At 70.3% G+C, this 15,681-nt stretch carries 16 protein-coding genes and 1 pseudogene; 8 read left to right on the top strand and 9 right to left on the bottom strand.

Annotation, left to right across the window (positions count from 1 at the left end; translation table 11 throughout):
• Both D7Y21_RS34240 and D7Y21_RS34235 read left to right on the top strand, forming a co-directional pair.
• A pseudogene (locus D7Y21_RS34240) lies at positions 1–230 on the top strand (acyltransferase); the annotation flags it as partial.
• Positions 231–347: 117 nt separating this feature from the next.
• The gene (locus D7Y21_RS34235) at positions 348–1,301 is read left to right on the top strand and encodes an NAD(P)/FAD-dependent oxidoreductase (RefSeq protein ID WP_121717917.1); all 954 of its coding nucleotides are present in this window, start codon (positions 348–350) and stop codon (positions 1,299–1,301) included.
• A gap of 96 nt (positions 1,302–1,397) precedes the next feature.
• Here D7Y21_RS34235 and D7Y21_RS34230 read toward each other — a convergent pair whose 3' ends face one another.
• The 8 genes from D7Y21_RS34230 to D7Y21_RS34195 all read right to left on the bottom strand — a co-directional run bounded on the left by D7Y21_RS34230 (position 1,398) and on the right by D7Y21_RS34195 (position 9,061).
• Positions 1,398–2,249 carry an AraC family transcriptional regulator gene (locus tag D7Y21_RS34230; protein WP_121717916.1) on the bottom strand — a complete coding sequence of 284 codons (852 nt, stop codon included), beginning with the start codon at positions 2,247–2,249 and terminating at the stop codon, positions 1,398–1,400.
• Positions 2,250–2,350: 101 nt separating this feature from the next.
• Positions 2,351–3,631, bottom strand: coding sequence for an MFS transporter (locus D7Y21_RS34225; RefSeq protein ID WP_121717915.1), 1,281 nt, complete (start codon positions 3,629–3,631; stop codon positions 2,351–2,353).
• Positions 3,628–4,563, bottom strand: coding sequence for a Ppx/GppA phosphatase family protein (locus D7Y21_RS34220; RefSeq protein WP_121717914.1), 936 nt, complete (start codon positions 4,561–4,563; stop codon positions 3,628–3,630). Before D7Y21_RS34220 ends, D7Y21_RS34225 begins: the two co-directional genes overlap by 4 nt.
• A 14-nt stretch (positions 4,564–4,577) precedes the next feature.
• Complete coding sequence (locus D7Y21_RS34215) at positions 4,578–5,774, bottom strand: aminotransferase class V-fold PLP-dependent enzyme (protein WP_121717913.1); 1,197 nt, start codon at positions 5,772–5,774, stop codon at positions 4,578–4,580.
• 57 nt (positions 5,775–5,831) lie between these two features.
• Entirely contained in the window at positions 5,832–7,121 is a 1,290-nt protein-coding gene (locus D7Y21_RS34210; RefSeq protein WP_120566351.1) for an LpqB family beta-propeller domain-containing protein, read from the bottom strand.
• A complete protein-coding gene (locus tag D7Y21_RS34205) occupies positions 7,118–7,834 on the bottom strand; it encodes a cell envelope integrity protein TolA (protein WP_121717912.1) in 717 nt (238 codons plus the stop codon). Before D7Y21_RS34205 ends, D7Y21_RS34210 begins: the two co-directional genes overlap by 4 nt.
• A 3-nt stretch (positions 7,835–7,837) precedes the next feature.
• Positions 7,838–8,332 carry a protein TolR gene (gene tolR / locus D7Y21_RS34200; RefSeq protein WP_120566353.1) on the bottom strand — a complete coding sequence of 165 codons (495 nt, stop codon included), beginning with the start codon at positions 8,330–8,332 and terminating at the stop codon, positions 7,838–7,840.
• A gap of 12 nt (positions 8,333–8,344) precedes the next feature.
• Positions 8,345–9,061 (bottom strand): MotA/TolQ/ExbB proton channel family protein, encoded by a 717-nt coding sequence (locus D7Y21_RS34195; protein ID WP_014399034.1) that lies wholly within the window; start codon positions 9,059–9,061, stop codon positions 8,345–8,347.
• Positions 9,062–9,220: 159 nt separating this feature from the next.
• Between D7Y21_RS34195 and D7Y21_RS34190 the strand changes: the two genes are divergently transcribed.
• Both D7Y21_RS34190 and murI read left to right on the top strand, forming a co-directional pair.
• Positions 9,221–10,237, top strand: coding sequence for a hypothetical protein (locus D7Y21_RS34190; protein ID WP_147469453.1), 1,017 nt, complete (start codon positions 9,221–9,223; stop codon positions 10,235–10,237).
• 132 nt (positions 10,238–10,369) lie between these two features.
• The gene (gene murI / locus D7Y21_RS34185) at positions 10,370–11,185 is read left to right on the top strand and encodes a glutamate racemase (protein WP_121717910.1); all 816 of its coding nucleotides are present in this window, start codon (positions 10,370–10,372) and stop codon (positions 11,183–11,185) included.
• Positions 11,186–11,210: 25 nt separating this feature from the next.
• Here murI and carF read toward each other — a convergent pair whose 3' ends face one another.
• A complete protein-coding gene (carF, locus tag D7Y21_RS34180; protein ID WP_120566356.1) occupies positions 11,211–12,068 on the bottom strand; it encodes a plasmanylethanolamine desaturase in 858 nt (285 codons plus the stop codon).
• Between the two features lie 268 nt (positions 12,069–12,336).
• Here carF and D7Y21_RS34175 point away from each other — a divergent pair, with 268 nt between their 5' ends.
• From D7Y21_RS34175 to D7Y21_RS34160, 4 genes are all read left to right on the top strand, one after another.
• Positions 12,337–12,909: a hypothetical protein gene (locus D7Y21_RS34175; protein WP_120566357.1), complete on the top strand. Its 573-nt coding sequence runs from the start codon at positions 12,337–12,339 to the stop codon at positions 12,907–12,909.
• A 101-nt stretch (positions 12,910–13,010) separates the two neighbouring features.
• Positions 13,011–13,703 (top strand): cell division ATP-binding protein FtsE, encoded by a 693-nt coding sequence (ftsE, locus tag D7Y21_RS34170; RefSeq protein WP_120580667.1) that lies wholly within the window; start codon positions 13,011–13,013, stop codon positions 13,701–13,703.
• On the top strand, positions 13,700–14,602 hold the full coding sequence (locus D7Y21_RS34165) for an ABC transporter permease (RefSeq protein ID WP_120566359.1): 903 nt from the start codon (positions 13,700–13,702) through the stop codon (positions 14,600–14,602). The genes ftsE and D7Y21_RS34165 overlap by 4 nt, the downstream gene beginning before the upstream one ends.
• A partial coding sequence (locus D7Y21_RS34160; RefSeq protein ID WP_199735550.1) for a murein hydrolase activator EnvC occupies positions 14,599–15,681 on the top strand: 1,083 nt, incomplete at its 3' end. The genes D7Y21_RS34165 and D7Y21_RS34160, both read left to right, overlap by 4 nt.

The raw sequence follows: 15,681 nt of genomic DNA, 5'->3' as shown, positions 1-15,681 counted from the left end.
GGGCGTGGGGGCTGGGGACCTTCGTGGGCATCCCGCCGCTGGCGCTGTTCACGCTGTCGTTCGCGGAGCGCTGGGACGCCATCCGCCATGACCTGGAGCTGTTCTTCACGCTGGGCAACCGGAAGCGCCTGAAGGCCCGGCTGCTCGCGGAAGGGGAGCGGCTGGCGGGCGAGGTGGAGCGGCTGGCGGAGGAGTACCGGCCGAAGCTCGACGCGCCTGTCACGCGGTAGCGGGAGGCGCGGCGGACCGGAAGATCCGCCGATGCCGTCGAAAGTCCCGCCCTCCTGCCGGGCCCGGCCCGGTCGTTAGGTTCCTCCTCCAAGGGAATCAACACGAGGAGCAGGGCAATGGCGGCATACGACGTGGTCATCGTGGGAGGCGGCCCTGGCGGACTCAACGCCGCGCTGTATCTGGGGCGGGGGCGCAAGAAGGTGCTGCTCTGTGACGCGGGCACGCCGCGCAACGCGGCGGCGGAGCACATGCACGGCTTCGGTTCGCGCGACGGCATCCCGCCACCGGAGTTCCGGCGCATCAGCCGCGAGCAGCTGAAGGCCTATCCCAACGTGGAGGTGCGCGACACGCGCGTGGGCTCCGTGGAGAAGCACGAGGGCGGCTTCCGCGTGGCGCTGGGCGACGGCACGTCGGTGGACGCCCGGCGCCTCCTGCTGGCGATGGGCGTGGTGGACGTCATGTTGGACATCCCCGGCTACAAGGAGCTGTGGGGGCCCAGCATCTTCCAGTGTCCCTACTGTCACGGCTGGGAGGTCCAGGACCAGCCGTTCGCCATGCTGGCGAAGAACCCGCAGTACCTGGATGGCGCCCCCATCATCCAGAACTGGTCCCGGGACCTCATCGTCTTCACCCACGGCACCTTCGAGGTGCCACCGGAGCAGCGTGAGAGACTCCAGGCCCTGGGCATCCCCCTGGAGGAGCGGAAGATCCGCGCGCTGCATGGGAAGGACGGACGCCTTGCGGAAGTGGAGCTGGAGGACGGGACGCGCATCACCCGGAGCGTGATGTTCTCCGCGCCGCCGCAGAAGCAGCACGAGCTGGTGACGCGGCTGGGGCTTGAACTGGATGACCTGGGCTACGTGAAGGTGGGCCCCACGGGAGAGACGTCCGTGCCCGGCGTCGTCGCGGTGGGTGACATGACGACGCCGATGCAGGCGGCCATCGCGGCGGCCAGCGCGGGCACCATCGCCGCGGCGATGATGAACCACGCCCTCATCCTGGAGGACGCGGACCGGCGCTACACGGAGGTGACGGGGAAGCCCGCCCCCTCACGGCAGAAGGGGCACTGAGCCAACACCGTCTCGCTCTCGCGAGGCGAGGGCGCCGCGGATGGCACGAGGAGGCTCCTCGCGCCGCGAACGCGCGAGGCCCCGTGCCCGCCTGGCTCAGTGCGCGGACGGCGCGCGGTGCTGCTTGCGCCACGCGGCGGGCGTGAGCCCCTCCGCGCGCCGGAACAGGCGGATGAAGTGCGTGGGGTCCGCGTAGCCCACGCGCTCCGCGATGATGTCCACGCGCTCGTCCGTGGACATCAGCCGCCGCCGTGCCTCCGCCATCCGTCCGGAGATGATCCACTCCACCACGCTGCGGCCCGTGGCCTGCTTCACCGCGGTGGTGACGTGCGCGGGGGAGCGGCCCACGGCGGCGGCCACTTCGCGCAGCGAGATGGGCTCCAGGCAGTGCCGTTCGATGAACGTGAGCCCATCCCCGGCGAGCGACGCCCGCGACTCCACGGGAGTCCACGTGCTGGAGCGCGCCACCTCCGCGAGCACCAGGGAGAAGAGGCTGCGCGTCACCTGCTCCCCCAGCGCGCGGTGCGGTGCGCGTGTCTCCGCGTGCAGCTCCGACAACAGCCGCACCAGGTGCTCCTGGCGCCCGGACGGAATCGGCACGACGGCGGAGGCGCCCTGGCGCACGCGCTCGAAGGGCTCCAGCAGCGGCCCCACCTCCGTGTGCGTGAAGGCGGATGGATGGAACCCGAGCCCCCAGACCTCCGCTCGCTCGGACGCCACCGTGCGGTGCTTCTCACCCGCGGGGATGAGCATCACGTCGCCCGCGGACACCGTCAGCCGGGTGCGCTGGTCGATGACGGCCCGTCCGCCCGTGTAGAGCGCGAGCACGGCCTGCGGATGCGAGGCGGCGTGGGGGGAGGGTGCCTGCTGGGCATGACCGCATGCGACGACCAGGGTGCGCGACGGCGTATCCCAGACGTGCACCGGGTGTGAATGCGCGACCGTCACGAACGCCTCCGCTTCCTTCCCCGGCGAGCAGTGAACCTGCTCGCGTGAACCGAATGGGGCTCTTGATGCATTCCGGGCCCCGGCGTTTCGAACGATGGCGGTCAGCCCTGCTGCATGCGCGGCGTGGCCTCCCGGAACAGCTTCGCGCCCAGGAGGAGCGCCAGTCCGCCCAGCAGCACCGGCACCGCGTTGATGGCGATGGCGGTGTGGAGGCTGGCCATGTCGGCGATCTGCCCGATGAGCGTGGGCGAGATGGCGTCCCCCAGCATGTGGATGCACAGCACGTTGAGGCCCATGGCGAAGGCGCGGAACGCGGGCGGCACGCAGTTGACGATGGCCGCGTTGATGGGGCCGCTGTTGAGGAAGATGAGGAACTGCGCCACGCCGATGGCCGCGAACGTCAGCGTCGTGTCCTTCAGGTTCACCGCCAGGTACATGCACGGCGCCGCGAGCAGCAGGCCGATGCCGGACAGCCACAGTCCGCCACCCGCGCGCTTGCGGTCCATCTTGTCGCCCAGCCATCCGCCGGCCACGGTGCCCGTGAGGCCCGCCACCGCCGTGATGGCGCCGAACACCAGACCCACGCGGCCCGGGTGCTCCAGCCACAGGTGCCGCTCACGCACCAGGTACGTGGGCATCCAGAACGCCAGGCCGCCAATGGAGAACGTCATCAGCGTGTAGCCCGCCGTCGTGGCCCAGAAGGCCATGTTGCGGCCCAGCCCCTTGAGGCCCTCCATGAACGGCAGCTTCACCGCCGCGTCCGGCCCGTCCATGGCGCCGCGCTGGGGCTCCGGCATGAAGAAGGCCATGGCGCCCAGCACGAGCCCCGGCACGCCGCCCGCGAAGAACGCCGCGTGCCACGAATACGTCTGCGTCAGCCACCCGCCCAGGCCGTAGCCCATGGCGGAGCCCACCGGGATGGCGATGTAGAAGTACGACAGCATCCGCGTGCGCTGCTCGCGCGGGTACAGGTCGGAGATGATGGACGGCGCCACCGCGCCATAGCCCGCCTCGCCAATGCCAATCACCGCGCGCGCCAGCAAGAGCGCCGTGAAGCTGGACGCCAGGCCACTGGCCCCCGTGGCCAGGCTCCACAGGATGACGCCGCCCGCGACCAGGAGCCGGCGGGGGATGCGGTCTCCCAGGAAGCCGCCCACGGGCGACGCCAGCATGAACACGATGATGAAGACGGTGCCCAGCAGGCCGGACTGCGCGTCGTTGATGCCGAAGTCCTTCTGAATCTCCGGCAGCGCGACGGCGATGATGTACCGGTCGAGGTAGTTGACCAGGTTGATCAGCGTGAGGATGAACAGCGCGTAGCCCGCGCGCACGGACTGCGTGGCGTGCGAGCTGGACGGAGCGACGGGGGAGGAGGCGTTCATGAGCGAGAGGAGCCAGAGCCGAAGCGGTGTGCCAGCAGGCCCCAGCGCAGGCCGCGGTCGCTCACGCGGCACGCCTCCAGGCCCAGCGCCTTCACCGCTTCACGCAGGATGAGGGCCCCCGCGGGGATGACGTCCGCGCGCTTGGGCTGGAGGCCGGGCAGCGTCCGCCGCGCGTCCAGGGGCATGGCGCACAGCCGGTCCGTGAGCGCGTCCAGCTCGCCCCGGGACAGCGTGCCACCATGGACCGCCTCCGCGTCGTAGGTCGCCATCTGGTGCTGCACGGCGTACAGCGTCGTCACCGTGCCGGCCACGCCCACCAGCATCGCGCCGGGGGGCGGCGGGGGCAGGGCGGAGAAGGTGTCGCGCAGGTGCGCCTCGATGGCGCCTCGCTCTTCCGGGGACAGCGGGTCGGTGCGCACGTAGCGCTCCGTGAGCCGCACGGCGCCCACGTCGAAGCTGTGGCGGAAGGCCACCGTGCCGGCGTCGCTGCCGTAGATGAATTCCGTGGACCCACCGCCGATGTCCACCACCAGCAGCGGCCCCGCGGCCTCGCTCGAGAAGTCCTGGGCCACCGCGGCGAAGGACAGCTGCGCCTCCATCTCCCCGGGGATGATCTCCACCGTCACGTCCGCGCGGGCCTTGGCCTGGGCGATGAAGTCCGCGCCGTTCTTCGCGTCGCGCGCGGCGCTGGTGGCGGACACGGCGATGGCCTCCGCGCCCAGCTCGCGGGCCTCGTTGGCGAAGGCCACCAGCACGGCCAGCGTGGCCTCCATGCCCTCGGAGGACAGCACGCGGCTGGTGTCCACGCCCCGGCCCAGGCGGGTGATTTCGGCGCGCTCCACCACGGCCTGGAAGCGGCCGTCCGGCTGGCGGTCCGCCACCAGCAGCAGCACGGAGTTGGTCCCGATATCGATGGATGCGAAGCGCGGCATGCCGCGCACACTACTCAACGCAGCAGCGCTTCCAAAGCGCGCACGAGCGCCTCGTAGTCCGCCGCGGTGTTGTAGAGCTGCGCGGACAGCCGCAGGTGCCGCCGGGGAGCGCGGGGCCAGGCGGTGACGGGGACCTCGATGTGGTGCTCCTCGAACAGGCGCACATGGAGGGGGTCCACGTAGAGCGGCGGCTCGGGGCGCTCCGGGAAGCCGTCCGGCAGCGCCACGCACGCCATGCTGCCCACCATGGACTCCGGGCACAGCGGCGTCGTGTTGCCCAGCTTCGCGTCCAGCCTCCGCCGGGCGGCCAGCACCTTCTCCCGGTTGGAGTCCATCACCTCCGGCCACCCGCCCGGAACGAGTCCCTCCATGAAGCGGATCACGGTGGGGATGCACAGGAAGGGCGTGGGGTCGACCGTTCCCACCCAGTCGAAATCCAGCCGGAAGCGCGAGCGGTCCGTGCGCGGCGAGTTGTGCCCGTGGCTCACCACCATGGGCTTGAAGTCCGGCTGCAGGTCGCGGCGCACGTACAGGAACGCGGCGCCCTTGGGCGCGCACAGCCACTTGTGGCAGTTGCCCGTGTAGTACGCCGCGCCCAGCTCCTGGAGCGCCAGCGGCACCATGCCCGGCCCGTGCGCGCCGTCCACCAGCGTCTCCACGCCCCGCTCGCGCAGCTTGCGCACCAGCTCCGCCACCGGCATGACCAGCGCCGTCTGGCTGGTGATGTGGTCCACGAGCAACAGCCGCGTGCGCGGCGTCACGTGCGCCATCACCGCGTCCACCACCGACTCCGGCGAGGACACGGGCCAGGGCAGCTTCGCCACCACCACCTTCACGCCCTTTTCGGCGGCGGCCACGTCCAGCGCGTTCTTGGACGCGTTGTATTCGTTGTCGGTGGTGAGCAGCTCGTCGCCGGGCTGGAAGCGCAGGTTGCGCAGCACGGTGTTCACGCCCGTGGTGGCGTTGGGCACGAACGCCAGGTCATCCGCGTTGGCACCCACGAAGGCCGCGAGCGCGGCGCGCGCCTCGTCCAGCAGCGGCTCCGCCTCACGAGCGAGGAAGCGCACGGGCTCCGCTTCCAGCCGGGCCCGCAGCTCCGACTGGTGCTGGAGCACCGCCTTGGGGCAGGCGCCGAACGAGCCGTGGTTGAGGAAGACGACCTGGGGGTCCAACCCCCAGTGGGTCTTGTGGGCGGGGAGGGGAGCGCTCATGAGGCGCGCAATGCACCCCGGCGCGTCCCCCCTGTCAACGTCACCCGCCGTGACGGACTACTTCGCCGCCGGAGCGGTGCCCCAGTCCGGCGTCAGCCAGTGGCCCTTCTCCATGGGCAGCGGCATCTGGTTGTTGCCCTCGGAGGTCATCACCCACAGGTGCGCGCCGCCGTTGCGGTTGGTGCTGAAGATGATGAGCCGGCCGTTGGGGGAGAAGGTGGGCTCCTCGTTGTTGCCCTGGTCCTGCGTCAGGCGCGTCACCTTGCCCGTGTCCACGTTGACGGTGAAGAGGTCGAACGCGTTGCGCTCGTCGCGAGCGGTGAAGGCGATGAGGTCCCCGCGCGGCGACCAGTCCGGCGTCTGGTTGTAGTTGCCCTGGAAGGTGAGCCGCTTCACGCCGGAGCCGTCCGCGTTCATCACGTACACCTGCGGGCTGCCGCCCCGGTTGGACACGAACGCGATGCGCTTGCCGTCCGGCGACCAGGTGGGGCTGGTGTTGAGGCCGTAGGGCGTGTCCGTGACGGCCTTCGCGCCGGAGCCGTCCGCCGAGGCGACGTGGATTTGAGCGCTCTCACCCTCCGCCAGCGCGTAGGCGATGCGCTTGCCGTCCGGCGAGTACGCGATGCCCGTGGCCATCTGGCCTTCGGTCACCAGCGGCTTCGCCTCGCCGCCGGGGGACTGCACGTAGATGTCCGGCCGGTTCTTCCGGTAGGACGTGTAGGCCACCTGGCCGGACGGGCTGAGCGTGGGGAGGATGTGCGTGCCGCCCTTGGTGAGCGCCTGCGCGTTCATGCCGTCCCAGTCCGCCACGTACACGTCGCGGTTGGCGCCCGCCTTGCGCACGTAGGTGATGCGCGACAGGAAGGGGCTCGCCTCGCGGGTGAAGTGCCGGTAGAGCGCGTCCGCCAGCACGTGCGCCAGCTGCCGGGGCTCACCGGCCGGCGCGTCCTTGGACACCTTCAGCTCCTCCTTGCCCGTGGCCACGCTGAACAGGCGCAGCTCGCCGCGCAGCGCGCCGCCGTCCTGCGCCAGCGACACCTTCACCAGCGACTCCGCGCCCACGTCCGCCCAGCGGCTGAAGTTGATGCTGCCCGCCGTCATGCCTTCCTTGGCGTCCGCGGTGAAGCTGTTGCGGTCCAGCACCTGGAAGATGCCGGAGGCGGTGAGGTCGTACGTGAAGGCGGTGTCGAAGGACTGGGCGGCCTTCTTGTCCGCGCCCTCCTGCACCACGGGCGCGGGGGCCGCGAGCGGCAGCGGGCGGAAGTTCGCGCCGGAGATTTCAATGACGGGCGCCTGCGCCAGCACCAGCGCGGGGACCAGGAGGAGCGACAGCAGGAGGGCTTTCATGGGCTGAACACCAGGACGACGCCGTTCTTCTGGAGCGCGTCGCGAAGCGCATCGGGGGGAGGAGAGAAGGGTGATGCCTTGCGCACGGCGGCCACCACCGCCGCGTCGAACAGCTCGTTGCCGCTGGCCTTGGCCAGGCTCACGTCCAGCACTTCACCCGCGCGGCCCAGCTTCATGGCCACCTGCGCCTTCAGGTACAGGCGCTCCGCGTCGGGGATGGTGTCCGCCACGTTGTAGTGACGGCGCACCTGGGACTTCAAAAGGCCGTAGTACCGCTCGCCCTCCGCCACCGCGGAGTCACCGTCCGGGTCGCCGTCCTCGGCGCCCTCCAGCTCCTCCGGCTCCGTGGGCTTCGCGGACTTGTCGAACGCGCCGAAGAGCTTCTTGCGCCGGTCCTCCGCGGTCGCTTCCCCCTTCTGGGGCGCGGGCGTTTCCGCGGGAGGCGTGGGCGTGGGCTTCGCCACGACCTCCTTGGGCGGCGGCTGCGCCACTTCCTTGCGCGGCAGGAGCTTGGGGTCGCGCGGCTTGCCCAGCCGCACCAGCGACGCGTTGATGGGCTTCTGGTCCAGGTTCACCTTCGGCGCGGACGAGAAGCTCGCGTAGAGCAGCGCCGCGGCGACCACCGCCACGTGCCCGACCACGGAGACGACGAGGAAGCGCGACAGCCGGGTGGGCCGTGAAACCAGCAGGCTGTGGGTCACCGCGGAGCTCATGGGCTAGCGCTTCGCCTCCTTGGGCTTGCCCTTGGCGCCAGACGCGGCGGGGGCAGCCTTGCCGGAGTTGGACGCCTTGGAGCCCGTGGCCGGTTCCGTGATCATCCCCACGTTGGCGATGCCCGCGCGCTGGGCCGCGGCCATCACCTCCACCACCACGCCGTACGGCACGTCGCGGTCCGCGTGGAGGTAGACCTCCTTGTCCGCCTGCGCCTTGGCGTTGGCGGCGAGCTTCGTCTCCAGCTCCTCCAGCGGAACCTCCGCGTCCCCGATGTAGACCTTGCGCCCCGCGTCGATGGAGAGGACGACCTTCTTCTCCGTCGCCTCCACCGGGGCCGCCTTGGTCTCCGGCAGGTTCACCTTCACGCCCTGCTGGATGAGGGGCGCCGTCACCATGAAGATGATGAGCAGCACCAGCATCACGTCCACCATGGGCGTGACGTTGATCTCGCTCATGGTGGTGCGGCCACCGCCGCCCTTGCCTCCGCCCATGCCCATGTGACGGGTCTCCTAGCGGAAGAAGTGCCGCTTGATGATGTTGAGGAAGTCCGCGGAGAAGTTGGACATCTCCGTGTCGAACACCTTGATGCGGCTGACGAACGAGTTGTACGCGACCACCGCCGGGATGGCCGCGAACAGCCCCGCCGCCGTGGCGAAGAGCGCGTTGCCCACCGGCGCCGCCACCGTGGCCAGCGTGGCGTTGCCCTGCTCCGCGATGTTGTTGAACGCGCCCAGGATGCCAATCACCGTGCCGAACAGCCCCACGAACGGCGACGCGGCGCCCACCGTGCCCAAAAAGGACACGCGGTTCTCCAGCTCCGTGATCTGCGCCGTGGCCGCGCGGTTGAGCGCGCGCTCCACGTTCTCGATGCCGCCCAGCTTGGCGCTCATCGCGTCCTCGGCGCCGCCTTCCTTGTTACCGGTCTGCGCCAGCTTGCTCAGCTCTTCGTAGCCCGCGCAGAACACCTTCGACAGCGGCGAGCCCTCCAGCTTCTGGGCGGACTGGTAGATGGCTTCCAGCCGGGATGCCTTCCAGAACGTGTCAAGAAAGGTAAGCGACTGGGCGCGGGCACGCGACAACTGGGTGGCCTTCATGGCGATGAGGGCCCAGGAGGCGACCGAGACGCCCATGAGGAGGAGAAGCACCGCGAGCTCGATGAACGACGCGTCGCGGATGATCTCCACGTAGTTCATGGCGCCAAAGGCCAGGGGCAGGTGGGGTATCATGGGGTCCAGCGCGTAACATTCCGTCCTCGGGTGGGTCAAACCCGCTTACAACGCCCGGTTGCTTTGGACGGCACTGAATAATTCCCGGGGCTGGTCGTCTGGAGGGTTGTTACGGGCCGACGACCTCAACTTCCCGAAACCGAACCACGGATGCCCACCATGAACGCGAGAACGCTCGCCGCATTCCTCTGTCTCTCCTCTGGACTCACTGGCTGCGTCGTCGAAAGCAACCACTCGCGCTACCCCGGCGACGTCCGGATGTCGTGGAGCTTCGACGGCGCCACCTGCGGCCAGATGCGGGACATCGACGGTGTGGACATCTACATCGACGGCGAGCTCCTCGAGGGTGACGGCAAGTACCCCTGCTCGGCGAACGGCTTCGACGGCATCGTCCTGCACGACTTCGCGCCCGGCACGTACTCGTTCACGGCGGAGGCGGTGGACTACGACGGCGTGGCGGTCTACTCGTACCGCGGCACCTTCTCCGTGGACGGCAACGTGGCCGTGCCCATCAACTTCAACACGGGCCGCACGGGCGCCACCTCCTACGCCTATGTGAACTGGCTGTTCCCGACGGAGGCGGGCACGTCCTACCCCTCCTGCGGCCAGGCCGGGGTGGCCTACGTGGATGCCCGCGTGGATGACGGCCCGTGGGGGCGCTTCAACTGCAACCAGGGCAGCCAGGGCCGCTATGTGGAGACGCCGGACATTGCCCCCGGGCAGCACTACCTGGAGGTCGTGGCCATCGACTCGTTCGAGCGGCCGCTCTACTACTACGGTGGCGGCTTCACGTCGCAGGCGGGCATCCCGGCTTCCATCACGGCGAACACCTGGATCATCGGCGGCGCCGCGGTGGGCTGGCAGCTCTATGAAGGCGCCACGCGGCTCAGCTGCGGCCAGGCTGGCGTGAGCGAGGTGGGCATCAACTTCCAGGACGTGCACACCAACGAGTGGGTCTACGGCGAGGAGGGCCAGTGGTTCTCCTGCAACGAGTCCCCGGCCGTCTTCGAGTTCCTGCGCCCCGGTGAGTACTTCGTGTCGCTTCAGGCGAACGGCACGGGCGGCCGGCGCTACATCTCGCCCCGGGGCGCGGACATGCTGCGCCTGCGCGTCTATGCCCACGACTTCCCGCCCGCGCAGGGCGCTGCCATCGCTCCGCTGGACCGCGTGCAGTAGTCGCGGGGCCCACCCGGAACGGGCCGCATGAAAGGGTCGGAGGCCTTCCAGGCTTCCGGCCCTTCGTGCGTTCCGGGGGGCACGCGGGCGGTGCGGGGGGCGTTGGCATCAAACGTGATAGGGACTCACCGCATGCGGCAAGACAGCCACGGTCCCATCGGCGTGTTCGACTCCGGCATCGGAGGGCTCACGGTCCTCAAGGCGCTCATGGCGCGGCTCCCCCACGAGCGCACGCTCTACCTGGGGGACACCGCGCGCGTGCCCTACGGCACCAAGTCCGGCGAGGTGGTGACGCGCTACTCGCTGAAGAACGCGGAGTTCCTGCTGGAGCGTGGCATCAAGCTGCTGGTGGTGGCGTGCAACACGGCCTCCGCCGCGGCGCTGCCCGCCCTCCAGGCCGCGCTGCCGGTGCCGGTGCTGGGCGTGATTGAGCCCGGCGCCCGCACTGCGCTCCAGCGCACCCGGGGCGGCGGAGTGGGTGTCATCGGGACGCCGGGCACCATCCGCTCCGGCGCGTACCAGCGGGCGCTGGAGGCGGGCAACCCGAAGGTCGCGGTGAAGGCGACGGCGTGCCCGCTCTTCGTGCCCCTGGCGGAAGAGGGGTGGACCAACGGCGACGTGCCGCTGCTCGTGGCCCGCGAGTACCTGGCCGGCTTCGCGCGCGACGGCGTGGACACGCTGGTGCTGGGCTGCACCCACTACCCGCTGCTCAAGGGCGTCATCGCCGAGGTCGTGGGGCCGCACGTGTCGCTGGTGGACTCGGCGGAGGCCACGGCGGAGGCGGTGGCGGAGCTGTTGGGAGAGAAGGGGCTCCTGGCTCCGGCGTCCGTGGACGCGCCCGAGCACGCCTTCTTCGTCACCGATGTGCCGGAGCGCTTCGTGGAGGTGGGGGCCCGCTTCCTGGGGCGCCCCATTTCTTCCGCGGAGCAGGTGGACCTGCGCTTCTAGGCAGCCTTGCCGCCTGGGCCCTGCCTCAGCGCACGGGGGGCGTGGAGACGCTCGCCGTGGGCTCCTCGGCGGAGGACTTGAGCAGCTCCTTGGCCGCCTGGATGACGGGCACCTCCTGGGCGACGTCCACGGCGACGAGCGCCTGGGCGGCCTCCGTGCCGATGTCGTCCTGGCGCGGCAGCTGGCCGGTGACCCAGGTGATGAGCCGCTCCATCAGCGGGAAGAAGTGGATCATCTTCAGCGGCCGGTTCATCCAGCCCACGGTGATGCAGTAGTACTGGTTGAAGGGCGCGGTGTGGTGGATGCGGTGGTGGTCCGGCGGCAGGATGAGGTGCACGCGCTGCAGGAAGTTGATGATCGCGGGCGGCTCATCCAGGTGCGACCACTTGTGGAACTGGTTGGTCGCCATCACCCAGAAGATCATCGCTCCCAGGAACGCGGCCAGGAACACCCAGCCCGGGCCGGCGAGCGGCACGGCGACCGCGAGCGCCGCCACCGGCAGCGACACGAGGCAGTTGTTGCCGTTGGTCTCCACGAAGTCGTGGCGGGTGATGGCCTTCTCATCCACGTGGTGCTCGCGGAAGGGGCGGATGAACGCCTTGCCCAGGACGGGCATCTCCGTGGAGCCCCACGTGTCGCCCATCCAGTGGACGAAGCCGGACACGAAGTCCGCGGCCAGGTAGCCCAGCACCACCGCCAGAATCAGCATCCACGGCCCGGTGTGGTGGGTGCTCCAGAGCTTGTAGACGAGCACGCTCTCCAGGCCCACGAACGCGATGATGGAGGCGATCTCCATGGCGCGGATGGCGGGCGAGTAGCCTTGCGCGAGCGCCTGGGCATCCTGCAGGCGGACCTTCTCCGCGATGGTGTCCGGCTTTTTCATCGGTGGTGTTCCGGTCCGCGGCAGGGAGGGAGGGACTGACGGCGCGATCGTCAGAGGGGTTACGTACCCCAGGGCGTTTCGGCTTTTCAACAGAGCCGCCCATGCCCGCCAGGCTGGTGTCCTCGTGTGGATCCGCACACGGAGGGTGCCAGAAGGTGGCGGACGCACACCGGCCGGAAGCGGGCAGGCACGCGTAAAAGAGGTGCGGGGCGCGTGACGCTTACCTTGTGAAGCCTGGACCCCGCTGCTACGGTGCCCGACCTCGGCAATGGCGAAAACCTTCGAAAAAGCCGTCACTGGCTTCAATCACAACATCAAGCACAAGGGGAAGGTCTACCACGTCCAGACCGAGGACTCGGGCGTCAACAACCCCCACATCATCACCCACCTGTTCGTGGGTGGGAACATCCTCGCGTCCAAGAAGACGTCCTACGCGGACATCCTCAACGCGGAGAACCTGGCGGAGGTTGTTCGCGAGTTGATGGAGGAGCAGCACAAGGAGATGCTGCGCAACCTCATCAACGGCGTGTACGACAACTTCGAGTCCACGGTCCGTTCGTATCAGCCGGGCCAGCTGGCCACGGACGCGGAGATGGCCGCGCAGCCGAAGCTGCCGCCGCAAGCGCCCGCGCAGCCGCGCCCCCCCACGCCGCCTCCTCCTCCCGTCGTGGCCCCCGCCTCACAGCTGCCTCCGGAAGTGGCCGCAGCGCGCGCCCTCAAGGAGAAGCCGCGCATCAACGAGGTGGGCGTGGAGACGCTCTTCGGCGAGGACCTCATCTCCGAGAAGAGCCTGGACGAGGTCATCCTCAGCTACCTGGCGAGCGAGGGCGAGCCCTCTTAAGGCCGCTCGCGCGGTGCTGCCCTCCGGCCACGCCCGGCCCGTTCCTGGGCGGGCTCCGGGGGCGTGGTACGCTGCCCGGAGGGCCTCGCGCTTCTCCGGACATGATCCAGTTCTTCCACGTCTACAAGGCGTATCCCGGCGATCCGCCGGTGTTGCAGGACATCAACCTGAACGTGGAGAAGGGCGAGTTCGTCTTCCTCACCGGCCCGTCCGGCGCCGGGAAGACGACGCTGCTCAAGCTCATCTTCTGCGGGGAGAAGGCCACCAAGGGGCAAATCCTGGTGGGCGGGAAGAACATCGCGCGCATCCGCGAGTCGGCGGTGCCGTACCTGCGGCGCAACATCGGCGTGGTGTTCCAGGACTTCAAGCTGCTGCCCCACCGCAGCGTCGCGGACAACGTGGGCTTCACGCTGGACGTGCTGGGCGTGCCCCGCTCGGATGCGCGAGAGAAGGTGCACCGGATGCTCAAGCTCGTGGGGCTGGAGCACAAGGCGAACTCGCTGCCCCTGCGGCTGTCGGGTGGAGAGCAGCAGCGCGTGGTGATTGCGCGCGCGCTGGTGAACGACCCCACCATCCTCCTGGCGGACGAGCCCACGGGAAACCTGGACCCGGCGCTCACCGTCGAAATCATGGACCTGCTCACGGACATCAACATCCGGGGCACCACGGTGATGGTGGCCACGCACGACGCCACGCTCCTGTCGCGCTACCAGAAGCGCACGGTGCGCCTGGAGCGCGGGCTCATCGTCTCCGACGAGGACGGCGTCAAGGCGGCGCGGCGGATGCTGGTATGAGCGTGCTGTCGAAGGCGGCCTACTTCTGGCGCTCGGCGGCCGGGGGGCTGAAGCACGCGCCCTTCGTGCACTTCATCGCCGTGTCCACCATCGCCATCGCGCTGTTCGCGGCGGGGCTGGCGCGGGGCGCGTCGCACGTGGTGGACAACCTGCTCGCGTCGCTGGGCGGCGAGGTGGAGGTGACGCTCTACCTGGCGCCGCAACTGGGCGAGGACGAAGTGCACGGCGTCCACACGCGCGTGCTGGAGCTGAGTCACGGCGAGGTGACGGTGGTGCCGCCGGAAGAGGCGCTGAAGCGGCTCAAGCGCGAGCTGGGCGACCTGGGCGAGGCGCTGTCGGAGCTGCCGGAGAACCCGCTGCCCGCGACGCTGGAGCTGCGCGTGCCGGAGGCCCGTCGCTCCCCCGCGGCGCTGGCGGCCCTGGCGAAGGAGCTGCGCGCGCTGCCCGGCGTCACCGGCGTGGACTACGGCGAGGCCGCGGTGGAGCGGCTGTCCGCCATCGCCCGCGCGCTGAGCTTCGGCGCGCTGGTGGCGCTGGTGGTGGTTCTGGGGACGACCATCGTCATCGTCGCGGCCACGCTCCAGCTGGCCATCTATTCGCGGCGCGAGGAGATTGAAATCCAGAAGCTGGTGGGCGCCACGGACCGCTTCGTGAAGGCGCCGTTCCTCCTGGAGGGCCTGCTGCAGGGGCTGTTGGGCGCGCTGGTGGCGGTGGGCGGGCTGTGGCTCTTCGGCCGGCTCCTGGGGCCCACGCTGGGCTCGCTCTTCGCGTTCCTCCTGGGGCCGGGCGTGGCCGCGCCGTGGGTGGAGACGCGCACCGCGCTGGAGCTGCTCGCGGCGGGCTGCGCCCTGGGCCTGGGCGGCAGCTTCGTCGCGGTGGGGCGCTTCCTGCGCGTATGAGGCGGCTCGTCTGGCTCATGGCGCTCCTGGGCGCGAGCGCCGCGTTCGCCCAGCATGACGAGGAGGCGGAGCGCGCGGCCATCCGCGAGAAGCTGGCCGCGCAGCGCGCGACGCTGGCCCTGGTGGAGGCGAAGAAGCTCTCCGTGCTGGAGGGCATGGAGCTGATGGAGGACATGGTCGCCTTCTCCCGCCGCCGCGTGCGCGCGCTGGAGGGCGACCTGAACCTCTTCCGCCGCCGCGTCGCGCTCGCCGAGCGTGAGGAGGCCGTGCTGCGCGAGGCCCTGCGCGCCCAGTTGCGCCGGCTGTCTCCGCGCCTGCGCACCCTGTACCGGCTCCAGCGCCGCCGCCCGCTGGAGGTGCTCCTGTCCGCGGACGACTTCGCCGCGCTCATGTGGCGCGCCCGCGCGCTGGAGGCCAGCATGGCGGGCGACCTGGAGCTGCTGCGCACCGTGCAGCACGTGGCCACCCTCCAGCGGCAGGCGACGCTGGAGCTGAAGCGGCTGCACACCTCGCTGTCGCAGCGCGTGGCCTTCCTCCAGCAGCAGTCGAAGCAGGCCCAGGCCCAGCAGGAGGCGCTGGAGGAGGTGGTGGGGAAGCTGGCCGGCGAAGCGGAGCTGGCGAAGCGCGCCGTGCGCGAGCTGGAGGGCGCGGACGCGGAGCTCACCCGCATGCTGGTGGACCTGCACGAGGCCCCCGCGACGAGCGGCTTCGGCGCCCTGAAGGGCAAGCTGCCCCGGCCCGTGGCCGGCATCGTGGAGGTGGGCTTCGGCCGCGTGGTGAACCCGCGCTTCAACACCGTCACCGTACAGAAGGGCGTGGACATCCGCGCCGCGGCGGGCACCCCCGTGCACGCGGTGGCCGAGGGCACCGTCGTCTACGCGGGCTGGCTGCGCGGCTACGGCAACCTGCTCATCGTCGACCATGGCGACGACTTCCACACCCTGGTCGCCCACCTCTCCACCATCACCGTCGCCGTGGGCGCGCGAGTGGCTCCGGGGGACGTGGTGGGGGAGGTGGGAGACACCGGCTCCCTCAAGGGCGCCTACCTGTACTTCGAGGTCCGCCGCGCCGGGCAGGCC

The sequence above is a fragment of the Corallococcus sp. AB045 genome, assembly GCF_003668895.1.
Taxonomy (GTDB): Bacteria; Myxococcota; Myxococcia; order Myxococcales; family Myxococcaceae; genus Corallococcus; species Corallococcus coralloides.
The sequence above is the reverse complement of the archived record's forward strand: the minus strand, read 5'-3'. Positions and strand labels throughout refer to the sequence as shown.